11 protein-coding genes are annotated in these 17,126 nt (G+C 37.9%); 10 read left to right on the top strand and 1 reads right to left on the bottom strand.

Features of this window, described 5'->3' with window-relative positions; all coding sequences use genetic code 11:
- The first annotated feature begins 84 nt into the window (after positions 1–84).
- The gene (locus WCX87_RS08900) at positions 85–1,137 is read left to right on the top strand and encodes a CNNM domain-containing protein (RefSeq protein WP_345979346.1); all 1,053 of its coding nucleotides are present in this window, start codon (positions 85–87) and stop codon (positions 1,135–1,137) included.
- 1 nt (position 1,138) lies between these two features.
- Here WCX87_RS08900 and WCX87_RS08895 read toward each other — a convergent pair whose 3' ends face one another.
- On the bottom strand, positions 1,139–2,353 hold the full coding sequence (locus WCX87_RS08895; RefSeq protein ID WP_345979344.1) for an EAL domain-containing protein: 1,215 nt from the start codon (positions 2,351–2,353) through the stop codon (positions 1,139–1,141).
- Between the two features lie 108 nt (positions 2,354–2,461).
- On the opposite strand from WCX87_RS08895, the gene WCX87_RS08890 reads away from it, so the two are divergent.
- The 9 genes from WCX87_RS08890 (at position 2,462) to WCX87_RS08850 (ending at position 17,101) form a co-directional block, all read left to right on the top strand.
- Positions 2,462–3,511 (top strand): HD domain-containing phosphohydrolase, encoded by a 1,050-nt coding sequence (locus WCX87_RS08890; RefSeq protein ID WP_345979342.1) that lies wholly within the window; start codon positions 2,462–2,464, stop codon positions 3,509–3,511.
- Positions 3,511–6,648: a transporter substrate-binding domain-containing protein gene (locus WCX87_RS08885; protein ID WP_345979340.1), complete on the top strand. Its 3,138-nt coding sequence runs from the start codon at positions 3,511–3,513 to the stop codon at positions 6,646–6,648. Before WCX87_RS08890 ends, WCX87_RS08885 begins: the two co-directional genes overlap by 1 nt.
- 83 nt (positions 6,649–6,731) lie before the next feature.
- Positions 6,732–8,405 (top strand): ShlB/FhaC/HecB family hemolysin secretion/activation protein, encoded by a 1,674-nt coding sequence (locus tag WCX87_RS08880; RefSeq protein ID WP_345979339.1) that lies wholly within the window; start codon positions 6,732–6,734, stop codon positions 8,403–8,405.
- 79 nt (positions 8,406–8,484) lie between these two features.
- The gene (locus WCX87_RS08875) at positions 8,485–9,726 is read left to right on the top strand and encodes a PAS domain-containing sensor histidine kinase (protein ID WP_345979337.1); all 1,242 of its coding nucleotides are present in this window, start codon (positions 8,485–8,487) and stop codon (positions 9,724–9,726) included.
- Positions 9,726–10,439 carry a response regulator gene (locus WCX87_RS08870; protein WP_345979336.1) on the top strand — a complete coding sequence of 238 codons (714 nt, stop codon included), beginning with the start codon at positions 9,726–9,728 and terminating at the stop codon, positions 10,437–10,439. The genes WCX87_RS08875 and WCX87_RS08870 overlap by 1 nt, the downstream gene beginning before the upstream one ends.
- Before the next feature lie 108 nt (positions 10,440–10,547).
- Positions 10,548–13,868: a YDG domain-containing protein gene (locus tag WCX87_RS08865; RefSeq protein ID WP_345979334.1), complete on the top strand. Its 3,321-nt coding sequence runs from the start codon at positions 10,548–10,550 to the stop codon at positions 13,866–13,868.
- Positions 13,869–14,013: 145 nt separating this feature from the next.
- Positions 14,014–14,610, top strand: coding sequence for a tail fiber protein (locus WCX87_RS08860; RefSeq protein ID WP_345979332.1), 597 nt, complete (start codon positions 14,014–14,016; stop codon positions 14,608–14,610).
- Positions 14,611–14,750: 140 nt separating this feature from the next.
- Positions 14,751–16,448: an ATP-binding protein gene (locus WCX87_RS08855; RefSeq protein ID WP_345979331.1), complete on the top strand. Its 1,698-nt coding sequence runs from the start codon at positions 14,751–14,753 to the stop codon at positions 16,446–16,448.
- 35 nt (positions 16,449–16,483) lie between these two features.
- The gene (locus WCX87_RS08850) at positions 16,484–17,101 is read left to right on the top strand and encodes a cupin domain-containing protein (protein ID WP_345979329.1); all 618 of its coding nucleotides are present in this window, start codon (positions 16,484–16,486) and stop codon (positions 17,099–17,101) included.
- The last annotated feature ends 25 nt before the right edge of the window (positions 17,102–17,126 follow it).

Raw genomic sequence — 17,126 nt, 5'->3', positions numbered from 1 at the left:
TATATCAAATTGGTTCTTTGAAACTATTAAAGCATATAGGATATAATAAATTGTCTTTTGGTTATAATCTTACAAAGGAAATAAGTGGAATTATTAGTACTATTTTTTGTTTTATCGATAGCCGTATCGTTTGTATGCTCGGTGTTAGAGTCAGTTTTATTATCTATCAATATGTCGTATATAGCAGTGTTGGAAAGTCATAGACCGCGTACCGGAAATCTTTTGCGGACACATAAGGAACATATCAACAAATCAATAGCTGCGATCCTGATAATAAACACGATCGCAAACACATTGGGTGCAGCAGCAGTCGGAGCACAGGCTTCCAAAGTATTTGGTGACGATGCAGTTGTGGTCATCTCTATCATCTTGACTTTTGCTATTTTATTCTTGTCCGAGATCATTCCAAAGACTATCGGTGCAGTCTATTACAAACAGCTGGCACCTGTCTCGGCACATGTGATCAAATTCTTTATATTTTTTACATATCCGATCATCTTAATGACACTCTTTGTCACAAATAGGATATCAAGACATAGAAAGACCTTGAACAGATTTAGTAAAGAGGAGCTGCTTCAAAGTACGCTTCTGAGCGAAACACAGGGGATACTTGATGAACAGGAGTCAGATGCGATCGAGAATATCTTGAGACTAGGCGATATAAAAGTCAAAGAGATCCTGACTCCAAGAAGTGTCGTCTTCGCACTTGATGAAGATATGACGGTAAAAGAGGTCGCTGCAACGCAAAAAGAGATATTTCAGTTTTCAAGGATCCCGATATATAAAGGAAGTATGGAAGAGGTAACGGGTATCGTATTGACAAAAAACATCTTTAAGCAGCTGCTTGAAGATGACAGTGTGACTGTCGGTGCTATAAAAAAAGATATATTTACAATTAACAGAAATCTTCCTGTTTCCATAGCACTTGATCTTTTCATATCAAAAAAAGAACATATGTTCTTGGTAAAAGACGAGTACGATCAGACAGACGGGATCGTCACTTTAGAGGATTGTATAGAGACTATCTTAGGTTTAGAGATCGTCGATGAAAGCGATCTCAACGACGATATGAGAGAGCTTGCAAAGATCCAGATGCGGATAAAAAGAAAGACTCAAAAACAGGGGAATGAAGGATAGATCAGATCTTATCTTTATCTATCTCGACACCGCTGTACTCCAACGTCGAGACAAGGTCCGGAGTATAGAGTTTATCAAAGTTTGCAAGCATCACTTTTTTCAGATAGTCTTTTTCAGCTTGTTCGGCTCTCATCAGACTCGATGCAAAGATACCTTTTTTCTCTAGTACTAAAGAGGTGATGTCATTATCCATATTTACCTCATGCATAAGCTCTTTTATATCCGTTTCAAAGATAGAACTCAGCATAGAGAACATCCCAGCCAGATAAGCTTTGTCCTTGTTTTTCGGATCAGCTTCGGCTTCCATTCTTTCAGCTCTTTTGATAGCCAGTTCCAACATCGTCTTTGAAGCAGGATTTTTAGAGACTTCCGCGTACAGATACACCAATAGCCATCTTAAAAGCTTGTCTCTTCCCATCAGTGTAAGTACCTGCGGTAAAGACTCTACTTTAACATTGAGCTTTATAGAGTTGTTAAAAAACTGGATTAGTTTGTAAGAGAGATCAGGCTGTTTTTTTATAAAAAACTCCAGTTTCTCATTGTTTGTATTGTCCTCTTTAATGATTCTCAGGAGTTGCAGGATAATGAACTGTGCAGCCTCTTTTCCTCCTATGATCTCAATGGTCTCCGGCTTATCAAGATAGTACCCTTGAAAGAGGTCAAACCCCATATCCAAGTATTTTTTATAGTCTTCTCTTGTCTCGATATGCTGAGCAAGGAGTTTTATCCTTGTCCCTTTAAACTTCCTCATCACCTTTTCCAGATTTTGAGGCAGAGAAAGTACCGTATCCATTTTGATGATGTCTATATAGTTAAAGAGTCTGCTGAATTTTTTTATCATGTCGGCACTTGAATCAAAGTGCTCCAAAGACAATCTAAATCCTCTTTTTCTGTACTGGATGATCTTATTGATCACCTCTTCTGTCAGGTTGATGTCTTCTAAAATATTTAAGATAAATCTCTCTTTATCTAAGACATCCAAGATCCCTTTTGTCAAAGTCTTGTCATCTACATTTACAAAAGCGAGTGAATTTCTGCCGAGAAGTTTGTCCAGTTCCGAGCTTGTCACCGAACTGATTATCAGCTGTGAAGTCTCTTTAACGGTATCTGAAAAGCCTGTCGTATTGTCCGAACTGTCTTTAAATACAAGCTCATGTGCGAAAACTTCATTTTTATTATTAAATATTTTTTGTTTTGAAATAGTAATACTATTCATTCATAATGTCCTTGATTTTGTATATTATAACATTAGTCATCATTAATAATCTTGATAGATTTATTTTTTTGATATAATTAAGCCAAACGTCCTGAAGGGGGTTATGACATGGAACTTTCTTATAATGTTCTTATTGTAGATGATATCAGCGATAATATAAAAGTTGCTATGAACATCTTAAAAGAGAATAACTATAACTTCTCATTTGCTTTAAACGGCAAACAAGCCCTAGACATAGTCAAGACTAAGAGTTTTGATCTGATCCTTCTAGACATCATGATGCCTGAGATGAACGGTTTTGAGGTTTGTAAAGTCTTAAAAAGTGATCCTGCTACAAAAGACATTCCTATTATTTTCTTAACCGCAAAAGCAGATATAGACTCCATTACCGAAGGGTTTAAACTCGGTGCGGTGGATTACATAACCAAGCCCTTTTATGCTGATGAACTCATTTCAAGAGTCGCAACGCATCTGGAACTTTACCGTGCAAAATGCGTCTTACAGCAGAACAATATCGATCTAAACGTAAAGATCATAGAAACAGAACGAAGACTTCTTACAGAACTCGAACAAAATCAAAAAGAGATCATCTACCTGCTGACGGAGCTGATGGAATCTACATCCGATGAGACGGGAAAACACATTAAAAGAGTCGCGGAGATATCAAGACTTTTAGCTACACTGCACGGTAGCCTTGATGATAACGAGATATCGGAAGTTTTTTACGCTGCTCCTCTGCATGACATAGGAAAGATCACTATCCCCCATCATATCTTGAACAAGCCGGGCAGATATACCGAAGATGAGTTTAGGATCATGAAAGACCATACGACCAATGCTCATAAATTTTTAAGACAATCGACTAGAAGACTCATAAAAGCAGGGGATATCATTGCCCATCAGCATCATGAGAAGTGGGACGGTACGGGGTATCCGCAAGGCTTAAGAGGCGAAGAGATACATATCTACGGAAGGATAGTCGCACTGGCTGATGTCCTGGATGCACTGACACATAAAAGAATCTACAAAGAGCCTTGGGCTTTTGATGAAGCAGCGCAATATATTTCAGACAGAAGAAACAAGCAGTTCGATCCCTATCTAGTAGAGCTTTTTGAAAATAATTTGGAAAGTTTTAGACAAATATTAGAAGAAGAATAGTGAAGATTTTTCTGCGATACTTCATCCTCCTTTTTTTAAACCTCTCGGTTTTAAGCGCTTCTCCTTTAGTGCTTACAAAAGAGGAGCAGGCGTACATAAAAAAACATCCTGTCGTGACACTGGGTGCAGATTATAAATGGCCCCCTTTTGATTTTGTAGATAAAAACGGTAACCACTCCGGGCTTTCAAGCGACTATATAAAACTCATCTCCAAAAAAACGGGTCTAAAGTTCGAGGTCAAGGCAGGTGTCTGGTCCGATGTCCTCAACAACATGAAAGAGAAAAAATATGACGGGCTTACCTGTGCCGTCAAAACAGAGGAAAGAGACAAATATCTGGATTTTACGGATCCATATCTGTCCGTGCCTATGGTCATCGTGACACAGACGGGCAGTAACGGCATTCAAAGTTTGGACGATCTAAACGGAAAAACTGTCTCTGTCAACAGAGGCTCATATATCCATGAGTGGCTAGAGACAAAGTACCCAGATATCAAACTAAAACTTTCAAGTTCTAACGAAGAATCGCTTGAGATGCTCTCTCTTGGCAAGGTCGATGCCTATGTGGGCAATCTGGCGGTAAGCACCTATATCATCAACAAATATCTTTTAAACAATCTTCATATAGCTGCAAAACTGGATCAGTTTCAGACTGACGTGAGTGTAGCGATAGACAAAGATAAACCTCTATTATTTAGTATTATCCAAAAGAGTGTGAAAAGTATTTCCGCACAAGAGACCCAAGAGATAAAAAGCAGATGGAGCGATAACCTGAGTCTCTCCAACGAACTTCTAAAGTTCAGTGAAGAGGAACAGGTATGGATAGATAAACATAAGACCATCAGGTTTGTGATCGACAATGATTTTGAACCGCTCGAGTACCTTTCTAAAGGAAACGGTGCGACGTATTCAGGGATTGCAAGCAGTTATATGGAGCTTCTGAGTAAAAAGACGGGCATAACTTTTGTAAGAGTCCCGACGAAAGTATGGTCGCAGAGTGTCGAGAAGATCAATACAAGAGAAGCCGACATGTACTCATGTCTGACCAAGACCGCTTCTAGAAAAAAATATGTGAACTTTTCAAAACCCTACATAACCATGCCGCAAGTCTTTATAACAAGAAAAGATGCAGGATTTATAACGGATATAAATGAGTTGTATGGCAAGAAAGTCGCTTTGGTCAAAGGCTATGCGATCAGCGAGACAATAAAAAGAGAACATCCAGATATCAAGTATATCATGGTTCCAAACATCATGGAAGCGTTTAAAGCCGTTGTCAAAGGCGATGCGTATGCCTACATAGACCTTCTGCCCGTAGCGAGCAGTTACATCCAAAAATCGGGACTTTCAAATCTAAAGATATCGGGTATAAGTAACTATAGATCAAACTTTCGAATGGCTTTGCGTAATGACTGGGGAGATGAGGGGATAAAAGTCATAGACAAGGTCATAGATTCCATAAGCGAGGATGAAAGAAACAGGATATATAACAGATGGGTACAAGTCAAGTATGACAGAGAGATCGACTATACGATGCTGTTTGAGATCGTTGGAGTGTTCTTGCTCATTATCGCGGGATCACTTTTTTGGAACAGAAAACTCTCCATTGAGATAGAAAAAAGAAAGGTCGTCGAGAGAAAACTAAACGAGTTAAACCAAGAGCTGCTCGAAGCGACAAATGCGGCAGAGAGTGCAAACAAAGCAAAATCCAACTTTCTATCGAACATGAGCCATGAGATAAGAACACCGATGAACTCCATCTTAGGCTTTGCGGAGCTTCTAGATGAAAAAGTGGAGGATAAAAAGCTGAAGTCTTTTATCCATACTATCCGCTCCTCGGGAGAGACCCTACTTATCTTGATAAACGACATTCTAGACCTTTCTAAGATCGAGTCGGGAAAACTAGAGGTCATAAAAAGCAGGACAAACGTAAAGAAGATACTTCAAGAGAGCATCAATCTTTTTACGCTTCAGGCAGAACAAAAAGGGTTGAGTCTTGAGCTGGATATTGATGAAAAGATGCCCGAAGCCGTCTTTACAGACCAAGTCAGGCTCAAACAGATCCTTATAAACCTCATAGGCAATGCGCTGAAATTTACGGATGAGGGATACATCAAGGTCATAGTCGAAGTGAAGAGTGTTCATGAACATCTTAGCAAGGTAGACATAAAGATCAAGGTACAAGACAGCGGGATAGGGATACCGCAAAATGCTCAAGACAAGATATTCAATATATTTGAACAGCAGGAAAATCAGGATGTCAGAAAGTACGGAGGCACAGGTCTGGGGCTTGCCATCAGCCGAAAACTGGCACTTCTTATGGGCGGTTCACTAAATGTAGAAAGTGAAGTAGGCAAGGGCTCAACATTCATACTGAATCTTAAAAACCTGGATATCGCTTCTCTGCATGATAAAGAGGCACAAGATGAGGTCCTTGCAGACTACACGGAGATCGAGTTCCAAGACGCTGTTATCTTGGTAGCCGATGATATAGAACAGAACAGAAGACTTGTGACAGAGAGTTTTTACGGTACGAACATAAAGGTGATAGAAGCCGTGGACGGGCAGGATGCTGTGCAAAAAGCTGCAAGCAATAAGATAGATCTGATACTCATGGATATAAGGATGCCGGTCCTTGACGGATACAGCGCGACAAGGATCATAAAAGAGAGTCTTGATGTGCCTATCATCGCATTGACGGCTTCGATCATGCAGCAGGAGCTTGAGAAGATAAAAGTGCAGAGGTTTGACGGCTACCTGAGAAAGCCCGTGTCTAAAAACGAACTCTACCATGAAGTCTCGAAGTTTTTAAAGTACATAAAAAAAGAGGTACAGCCAAAAGTAAAAGAGGAGATAAAAGTCGAGAACTTAGAAGAGCTGCAGATCTTCTTAGATGCTCTCTCTCCTGAGATCGAAGAGCTATATGTACAAGCTGCCAACAACAACGACTTAGAGCAGATATCCACGTTCGCGACCGCTTTAAAAGAACTGGCGACCAAACACAACATACAGCATATGATGGAGTACAGCGAAACACTTCTAGAGAAGATAGAGATGTTCGAGATAGAAGAGATAAGCAAGATGCTCGGCAGATACAAAAAAAACATCGAGAGTCTAAGCTTACATGTAAAGAAATAGCACTAACTCTACTATGAACGAGCAATTGAAGTGCAATCATAAAGTATAGTTTTCCCAAAGTAAAAAGTGGGAGAATTATTAAGATGAGAAAAATACTAAAACAAAGTTTTATAACTTTACTGTTACTAGTAAATGTGATGTTTGCAGCGGATATACCAAACTCAGGAACCATCTTAAATGAGATAAAACCCGCTTTAAAACCGGTGGAGAAAAAAGCATTGCCGGTAATGCCTTCACAAGAGTATGCAGCGCCTATTACGGGGGACGATACCGTAAAAGTTCTGGTTAAAAAGTTTGAAATCCAAAACAACACAGTATTTTCTACAGAAGTCCTACATGAACTTATTAAAGAGTATGAAGGTAAAGAACTAACACTCTTGGAAATCAAAAAAGTTGCGGAGATTATTACTAAGTATTATCGCTCTCACGGTTATTTTGTAGCACGTGCTTATATCCCCGTACAGGACTTACATGACAATATTGTGAAAATATTTATCATCGAAGGTGTCTACGGTACATTTAATATAAATAATTCTTCAAATGTAAATGATGCTACGATAAAGAGATATCTTTCTAAACTGGACAGTCAGAATGTAATATCTATGGATAAGTTAGAAAGACAGATATTGCTTATCAACTCTCTCTCAGGGGTACAGATAGTCAATGCAGAAATTTTTCCAGGGAAAAAAGTCGGGAGCAGCGACTTTACAATCACCGCTAAAGAGCATAAGCGGTTCGAAGGATATGCTGTTGTTGATAATTATGGAAATAAATATACAGGTGAGTATAGAGGCAGTGCCAGCGGAACTATTAACTCTCCATCCGGATACGGTGATGCTTTAAGTGTTTATGTTCTGAACTCTTTTTCAGATGGATTGAAATATGGACATCTGTCTTATGACCTTCCAATAGGTAATTTTGGTATGAAGACCAATATCGGTGCCAGCAGACTAAAATACACTTTGGGTGATATTTATAAAGATCTTGATGCTTATGGTGACGCTACTGTTTTAGAAGCAGGAGTTGTTTTCCCGATCATAAAAACAATGACAAGCAGTTTAGATATACAAGGGCAGTATGAACATAGAATCATGTCAGACTGGATGAATCATGAAGATGATAAAAAAATCGTTGATGATTTTACAGTATCTCTCAATGCTTATAAAAGTATGAACATGTTCGCAAGAAACGGTTCTATTGAAGGGACTGTCTCCTTTACTCAAGGGTATAAAAGTTTAAAAACTCAAACTGCACAGATAAATGATTTGATTTTAAAATCAGAAGGTAGGTTTTCCAAGGCAAATCTAGAGTTAACGTATAATCAGCAGTTAAATGAGAAAACAATATTTAAAACAGTGTTTAATGCACAAAAAAGTTTTGATAAAAATCTAGATTCAAGTCAAGAGTTATCAGTATGCGGTCCTTACGGAGTAAGAGCTTACAGCAATAATGAACTTTCAGGCGATCAAGGTTTTATTTTTTCAGCGGAACTGTTACGCAATCTACCGACAGTCATAAATCTCACTCATCAAGCCGGTCTGTTTTACGATACGGCTAAAATATGGAAGAATGCAAAAGCTTGGACAGGATTGACAGATAATGTCAGAAGATTAAGTGATGTGGGGGTGAGTTATAGCGCTTCATATAAGTATATAAACTTCAAAGCTTCCTATGCATGCGGATTCGGTTCAGATGCAGCATCTGTATCGGGAAAATCGAGTAATAAGTTATTCGCTCAACTGTTTTTAGTATTTTAAGATAGAATATAGTCAATTCTTATGGGGAAAAGTAATAATGTTCATATCGATCTTATTTTTTATTATTATAGTACTTGCAGTGTGGATATTACGACTGCAAAACGAAATAAAGAGAAGTAGAGAGATAGAACAAAACTGTAAATATAGAGAAGAGCATTTTAAAACACTTTTTGATATCGCTCCGATATTTATTGACTCTTTTGACACAAGTGGACATTGCCATTTATGGAATAAGGAGTGTGAAAGAGTCTTTGGATGGAGCATTGAAGAGCTCAATGCACATGAGAATGTATTTGCACTTTTTCACCCTGATCCTCTGCAGCAGGAGATTATGCGAGAAGCTTTTGCTGCAAGAAAAGAAACACAATATATAGAGATGACTCCTATGACTAAAAATGGAGAACTTATCCCCAGCAGATGGGTAAATGTAAATCTTTCAGACAATGAAATAATCTATATAGGCATAGATATGAGAGCTCAAAAAGAGGCGGAAAAGAACCTCTTAGATGCGCAGCATAAATTACAAGAAGTTAACGGCTTTCTTCAAGATAGAGTCGAAAAAAGTATTAAAGATATATATAAAAAAGAGCAGATTCTTCTTGAACAGGCAAGACTTGTCCAAATGGGAGAGATGCTGAGTATCATTGCACATCAATGGAGACAGCCTTTAAGTGTTATAGATATGAGTGCCTTTAGTATTCAAAATAAAATAGATTTGGGAAAATTTAATCTTGACGAGAAAGCATCACAAGAAAAGTTTTTGCATTTTTTGCAAAATGAGATAAAGGATATTCATAGTTATACGCAATATCTAACCGGTACTATAGAAGATTTTACAAATTTCTTTAAACCAAATAAAGAGAAAGAATCTACACTCTTGAGTATACCCGTTGAAAAGGCCTTAAATATTCTTAATACAATGATAATAAAAGAGGGTATTGAAGTAACTGTCGATATAAAAACCAATAAAAGCATAAATATTTATACCAATGAAGTGATGCAGGTCATTTTAAATATTATTAAAAACAGTATTGATAATTTTACGGAAAAGAGTATACCTGACCCTAAGATAAATATTCGTATTGAAGAGGACAATAACAAGTTTACTCTGAATATCTGTGATAACGGCGGTGGTATTGACGATGCTATTTTAGAGAAGATATTTGATCCGTATTTTTCCACAAAAGACGAAAAAAACGGTACTGGACTTGGACTGTATATCTCTAAGATAGTGATCGAAAATCATAGTTCAGGTTTACTTAATGTTAAAAATATAGATAATGGTGTCTGCTTCGAGATCATCTTGTATGGAGAAAGATAATGGGACAATCGTTGTACGAAAAATGTAAAAACCTGAGTATTCTTTTTGTTGAAGATTATCTTCCGTTACAAAAGAAAATATCGTCTGTTCTTGGTGATTATTTTGATTATGTTCAAACAGCTTCAAACGGAGAAGAGGGTTTAGAAAGATATAAAGAGTTTCAAGAAAAAAATGGAAAATTTTTTGATATTGTGATGACGGATTATGAGATGCCTAAAGTAAATGGCATTGAACTTATCCGAACGATAAAAGAACAAAATAAAGATCAAGTCTTTATCGTCATATCTGCGCATCAAAATCCTGAATATCTTATAGAGTTTATAAACCTTGGTATCTTACATTTCATCCCAAAACCCATCGGTCCGGAGAATATGCTGGAAGTTTTAGAAAAAGTAAGTGATATTGCAGTTCTTAGTGATGAATTGCTTCATATAAACAGCTCTCTCGTATGGAATAAAACCAAAAAATCTCTTTTTTATAAGGATGAATTATTGAATTTAGCAAAATATGATTTATTGCTATTGGAAGTACTTTTAGAGGATTTTGGATTCATCTGCACTATTGAAAGAATATTAAACCATTTTTATATCTATAATGAAGATATTAAACAGGAGAACATACGAAATATGGTTGTTCGCCTACGAAAGAAAATCCCAGAAATAACGATTACGAGTATGTATGCAATCGGTTATAAATTGAATGTTGACACTTGATTATAAATGATAAATTCTAAAAACCACTATCAGCTCTCATGAAACGAGCAATTGTAGTGCAATCATAAAGTATAGTTTTCCTAAGTAAAAACTGGGGGAACTGTTAAGATGAAAACTAATCATGAATATAGCTCAAGGTTTAGAATACTAAAAGGCGGGAAGATAGCCTTAGTCATAACTGCACTTCTTGGGAGTATGACTGTCTTAAGCGCAGCTCCGAGTACCGGAGTAGTGACAACCGGGACAGCGACTATCTCCCAAAGTGCAGATACCACGACTATAACCCAAACCACCCAAAAAGCCAGTATAAACTGGCAAAGCTTCAGTGTAGCTCCAAATGAGACAGTAAATTTCGTACAACCCTCAAGCTCTTCAATAACTCTTAACCGTGTAGTAGGAGTAACAAGCTCACTTATAGAAGGAACCATAAACGCAAACGGTCAGGTCTTTCTTCTTAACCCAAACGGTATCATTTTTTCTAAAGACTCACAAGTAAATGTAGGAGGCTTGGTAGCTTCAACACTGAACATGAGTGATGACGATTTCCAAAAAGGAAACTACACCCTAAGCGGTAGCAGTACAAACTCAATCCTTAATCTAGGAACTATCACGGCAAACTCCGGAGGCTATGTAGTCTTAGCAGGAAAAACAGTTTCCAATGAAGGTCTTATAAGTGCAACACTTGGAAATGTCCAACTCGCAGGCGCAAGTAAAGTGACCCTGAATCTCAATGGTAACTCTTTAATCAAACTTACTATAGATAAAGGAGTCCTAGACTCACTTATAGAGAACAAAGGGATCATCCAAGCAGACGGCGGACAAGTCTACCTGACAACACAAGCCCTCAGTACAGTCCTAGACGGTATGGTAAACAATACAGGCATCATAGAAGCCAACTCCATAGATACACAAAACGGAAAGATAGTCCTCTTCGCTCATGGAGGGACGACTGAGATATCAGGTACTTTAGATGCTTCAGCACCAAATACGGGTAACGGCGGTTTCATCGAGACAAGCGGTTCTCATGTAAAGATAGCAGAAAACACAAAAGTCACCACTAAAGCCACCAACGGCGATAACGGAATATGGCTGATAGACCCTGTCGACTTTACTATCGCCGCAAGCGGTGGAGATATGACAGGAGCTACACTGTCAACTAACCTTGCTTCAAGCAGCATTACGATCCAAAGCAGCAGCGGTACATCAGGTACCGGGGGAGATATCAATGTCAATGATGCCGTTACATGGACAAGCGGCAATACTCTTACACTTTCGGCATATAACAATATTTATATAAACTCAACCCTCGATGCTTCCGGGGGCAGCGGCGGAAAAGTAGTACTAGATTATGGTACTGGAGGTAACGCTAATGCAGACTACTATACTCATGCACCTATCAACCTGCAAGCCGGACAAAACTTTACGACACAGCTTGGAGCTAACAGTGCCATAAACTATACGGTAATCACGACAGCAAACGCATTACAAAATATCAATGGCACTCTTTTTGGTAATTTTGCACTGGGGAGCAATGTCGATGCATCAAGTATTGCCAACTTTGTGCCGCTTGGGAATATAGCAACACCGTTTACCGGTAAATTTGACGGACTCGGGCATACTATTAATAACCTGACTATAAATTCATCTGATATTACAACGGATGTTGGATTGTTCGGTGATATAAGCGGTGCAACAATCCAAAATCTTGGTCTTACCAATATCAATATAACATCAACAAATAATTATTCTGTTGGTGGATTTGTCGGGTTTATGGATAATGCTTCAACGATAAAAAAGAGTTATGTAAACGGGGGAACGATAAGCAATGCAAATGCCAATAACGGTGAAGGAGGATTTGTAGGAGAGATTTTTGATGCAGCAAGTAGTATCTCAGAGAGCTTTGCCAATGTTGCAATATCAAATACAAATCAAATAACCAATGTAGGAGGATTTGTAGGAGAGAATGGAGGTGTAATCAAAAATAGTTATGCTCTAGGGAGTATAAATAATGCTGATTATACAGGGGGATTTGTTGGCTGGAACAGTAATGAGAGTCAGACTTCAACAGGTTCTATAATCAATAGCTATGCAAATGTAACTATAACAAACAGTACGCATACCGGAGGATTTGATGAAAATTCGGATCTTAAAGCGAACTTTTCAAACTGTTATTTTAATACCGCTACCGGATTGACGGATAATAACCCCGGTGTTTCAGGTTTAAGTAATACCCAGATGCAACAACAGGCGAATTTTACCGGATTTGATTTTACTAGTACTTGGATCGGTTATGATGGGTATACCGCTCCTTTACTTCGTGCTTTTATGGTGCCTTTAACAGTAACGGCAAATGATGTCACCACAACCTATAATGGAACTGCACAAAATGCAAGTGGAGTAAGCTACTCCATATCTTCACCAAGTGCTTTACTTTTAGGCTCAGCTGGATATACCTTCGGGACAAACAGTGTTACAGGCACAGCAGGAGATCATACTAATGCGGGAAGTGTTTCCATTACCCCTTTTGGTTATTACTCCACACAACAGGTCGGCGGGTATGCTATTTCTTTTGGAAATGGAACGATGACTATAGATCCAAAAGCATTAAGTGTCTCAGGTCTGAGTGGCGCAAATAAAACATATGACGGTACAACTGCCGTAAGCGTTTCAAACTGGGGGAGTGTGAGTACAGGCGTAGGAACTGAGACACTTACGCTAAATCATGGTACGGCAAGCTTTAACGATAAAAATGTCGGAACTTCAAAAACAGTTACGGCCACGGGTTACTCTCTAGCCGACGGTACAAACGGAGGCGTTGCTTCAAATTACACTCTCTCAAGTTCAAGTGCGACAACAACTGCTGATATTACGGCTAAGGTATTAACGATCAATGGATTTACTGCGGATAATAAAGTATATGACGGTACAACAAATGTAAATATTTCAAACTGGGGAAGTGTAAGTACAGGGGTAGGGACAGAGACGCTCACACTCAATCATGGCACTGCAAGTTTTAGCGATCAAAATGTCGGAACTGCTAAAACAGTCACAGGAATCGGTTACTCTTTAGCCGACGGTACCAATGGCGGAGTCGCTTCAAATTACACTCTTGCAAGTTCAAGTACGACCACTACTGCTGATATTACAGCAGCTGCTAGTCCAGTGACTACTCCAGTGACGACTCCAACGGCTAATCTATCAATGCAGAATTTATTAGCAAGTATAGACAATATAAAAGAACCAGATGACATGAACAAGCAAAATGAAAATATCTATTGGCTAAATAATTATCAATATCTCTCATCTGGCTTGGAGAAGATTTTTTATATCGGTGACATCCTGGTAATAAATAGGATGCCGGACATCATTAACAATTTGAGATTAGAAGAAAAAGATAATCAATTTTCAATTAAAGGAGCAAGTTTATGAATAAAAATAACCTAGAGATAATTTGAAACAAAGACTAAAGTTATGTATTTGCAGCAATCTGTTTGACATAAGCTATGTTGCTTATAGTCATTATGATAGTAAGGCTTGACCTTATTGAAATAGTAATTTAAAAAGGAAATATGTTATGGAAGGTTATTTAGGAGAGATTAGATTGTGGCCAGTAGTTTGGGCTCCAAAAAATTGGGCATTCTGTGCAGGGCAAACGATGCACATAACGGAAAATCAGGCTTTATTTTCTTTGATAGGAACAACTTACGGTGGAGACGGAAGAATCACTTTTAAGCTTCCTGATCTTACGGGAAGAGTTCCTGTCGGCGTATCAAGTTTTCCTCATCTGGGTGAACAATTTGGTGATAAAACGGTAACTTTAACTCAAAATAATTTACCTGCACATAACCATGGGATCAATAATTCTGCTCCATCAAATGCTACAGCAAATTTAAAAGTTCATGATGGAACTGCGAATACAAGCAAAACAGCTGGAGCACAAGCTTTAGCCAGTGCGGGTAGTTATGACAATGGACATGGTGTGACTCCTATCCCTATGCTATCCACATCGACACCAAATGCGCTACTTAACAATGTTGTAACGGGTATTACGGCAACACTTCCCCCTGCCACGGAAAGTACAGGAAAGGGCGAAGCTTTTTATAATTATCAGCCAAGTATGGGACTTCATTATATTATCTGTGTAGTCGGTATATTTCCTGATCGTGCATAAAGTTTAAAAACCGGATAAAAACTTATCCGGTGACTATTTGAAAATAGAAGGCTTTCTCTTAGCGAGCAATTAAGGTACAATCATAAAGTATAGTTTTCCCCAAGTAAGAACAGGGGGAGCAGTTAAGATGAAGAGTAATTATGAATTATAAAGAACTCGCAATAGGCATCAAACAAAAATACACTACATTTAAAGTTACATCTCTACTCCCCGGTATAGCCATCGCTTTTTTATATATTGTCACGGGAAAGCTTAGTTTTGATCTGTTGAACAATAACGAAGGCATAAACTGTATCGGTCTTTTTGCTCCGGAGGGGATAGCTCTTGCCTTTGCACTTTACTTTGGTAAAAGAGTCGTACCCGGTATTTTCATAGGCCAGTTTGTGTTGGCCTATACGAACAACATTAACTTTCTGCCCTCTTTTGCAGTGGCTGTCATTAACTCCATAGAAGCGTTGATCGGGATATATGTTTTTAATAAGTTTGAACTTAGCAAAGAGTTGAAAACTTTTAGAGATGCTTTTGGATTGGTTTTTATCATTGCCCTGATATTACAGCCTTTTAGTGCCATATTCTCCAATGCTGTACTTTTACTTGACGGATTTCATTTAACAGCCAGTGAGTTTTTGTATGCTGTATTTTCATGGTGGTTCGGCAATGTTATGGGACAGTTCTTACTAACCCCGTTTTTATTGCTTTTTTTTATTCACTTTAAAAAAATAGATTTTAAAGATTTTTTACTCATTGGCGCTCTCTTTGGAGTTTATATCTACTTTTTAACCATCATTATTGCTATAGAAAATCCTTTTTTACTTATGTGTTTAACGATGCCGGTAATAACTTTTATAGTTTCGAAAAAAGGGATCTTATATGGAACATTTATGAGTGCTATCGTCGCAATGATCGCGTCTTACTCTGTCTATTTTGGTATTGGTGCATTTTATCTGCGTGCAAGTACAGACAACATCATCAATTACAACATTTTTATTCTTGCTCATATGGCGGTAGTCCTCGTAGTCGGCATTTTATTTGATGAACAGAAAAGACAAAAAGAGATCTTACATGTAACCGTACAAGATGAGATAAATAAAAATCAAGTTCAGCAAGTACTTATGCTGCAACAAAGCAGACTTGCTCAAATGGGGGAGATGATAAGTGTCATAGCTCATCAGTGGAGGCAGCCGTTAAGCGTCATCGGGATGAGTGCTTTTAATATTCAAAGTAAAATAAAATTAGAAAAATTTAATTTTGATGATAAAGCATCACGAGAAAAGTTTTTACAGCTTGTAGAGGATGAGATGGCAGATATACATAGGTATACGCGCTATCTGACCGGTACTATTGATGATTTTACAAACTTCTTTAAACCCGATAAAGAAAAAGAGTTGACAAGCTTGAACATACCTATAGAAAAGGCTTTAAAGATTCTTCACTCTCTTATCCTCAAAGAGAATATACAAATTACTGTCGATATCAGTATTAGAAATCACATCAAGATCTATACCTATGAAGTGATGCAGGTGGTACTAAATATCATTAAAAACAGTATAGATAACTTTATGGAAAAAAATATAGAAAATCCATCAATAGCGATCCGTGCGCGTGAAGATGCACATAAATTTACAATACAGATCTGTGATAACGGAGGCGGTATTGACGAGTCCATTTTACCGAAGATATTTGACCCGTACTTTTCAACAAAAAGTGAAAAAAACGGTACAGGACTAGGGCTGTACATCTCTAAAATAGTCATAGAAAATCATAGCTCCGGTTTACTGAATGTAAGAAATGAAAAAAATGGTGTCTGCTTTGAGATCATCTTTTATAAAGATCAATAATTGGATTTGAACTCCTTCCTATAAGGTTATAGCTGATGAATAGTGACTATGATAAACGAGCTTTGATAAATACAGAAACTTTAGAGTGGGAAAAAACTGAACAAACAGGTGTTTTCAAAAAAACACTCTCTTTAAAGAACCAAGAAGAAACAGCTTTGGTAAAAATGGAAGAGAATACAAGTTTAAATCGAGATTCACAACAGATAAACAGTGTAGAGATATTTGTTTTAGACGGAACGTATATGAATGAATTTGGAGAGTTTCACAAAGGGACTTATCTTTATCTACCAAAAGAAAATGAAGCTTATGTCAGAACAACAAGCGGATGCACGGTTTTTAGAAAAGTAGATCAGTCTAAAGATGAAGAACAAGTCATCATAAATACATCTACTTCTGAATGGTTACCCGGACAGGGAAACTTAGAAGTACTCCCTTTGCATACACAAACAGCCTTGGTAAAATGGCCTCAGAATGAAAGGTTTATCCCTCATAGACATTGGGGAGGAGAAGAGATCCTTGTACTACAAGGAACTTTCATGGATGAACATGGAGCGTATCCACAAGGCTGTTGGATCAGAAGTCCCCATTTAAGTGAACACTATCCATTTGTGGATGAAGAAACTATAATCTTTGTTAAAACAGGTCATTTATAAAGATCAATAATGCGATGTTAAACCT

This window comes from Sulfurimonas sp. HSL3-2, from assembly GCF_039645965.1.
GTDB classification, from domain to species: domain Bacteria; phylum Campylobacterota; class Campylobacteria; order Campylobacterales; family Sulfurimonadaceae; genus Hydrocurvibacter; species Hydrocurvibacter mobilis.
This window is presented reverse-complemented; position numbering and strand designations above follow the sequence as displayed.

Coding starts and splice junctions, on each gene's coding strand:
- WCX87_RS08895 (WP_345979344.1), bottom strand. CDS start 2,353: ATGAATAGTATTACTATTTCAAAACAAAAAATATTTAATAATAAAAAT.
- WCX87_RS08890 (WP_345979342.1), top strand. CDS start 2,462: ATGGAACTTTCTTATAATGTTCTTATTGTAGATGATATCAGCGATAAT.
- WCX87_RS08880 (WP_345979339.1), top strand. CDS start 6,732: ATGAGAAAAATACTAAAACAAAGTTTTATAACTTTACTGTTACTAGTA.
- WCX87_RS08870 (WP_345979336.1), top strand. CDS start 9,726: ATGGGACAATCGTTGTACGAAAAATGTAAAAACCTGAGTATTCTTTTT.
- WCX87_RS08865 (WP_345979334.1), top strand. CDS start 10,548: ATGAAAACTAATCATGAATATAGCTCAAGGTTTAGAATACTAAAAGGC.
- WCX87_RS08860 (WP_345979332.1), top strand. CDS start 14,014: ATGGAAGGTTATTTAGGAGAGATTAGATTGTGGCCAGTAGTTTGGGCT.
- WCX87_RS08855 (WP_345979331.1), top strand. CDS start 14,751: ATGAATTATAAAGAACTCGCAATAGGCATCAAACAAAAATACACTACA.
- WCX87_RS08850 (WP_345979329.1), top strand. CDS start 16,484: ATGAATAGTGACTATGATAAACGAGCTTTGATAAATACAGAAACTTTA.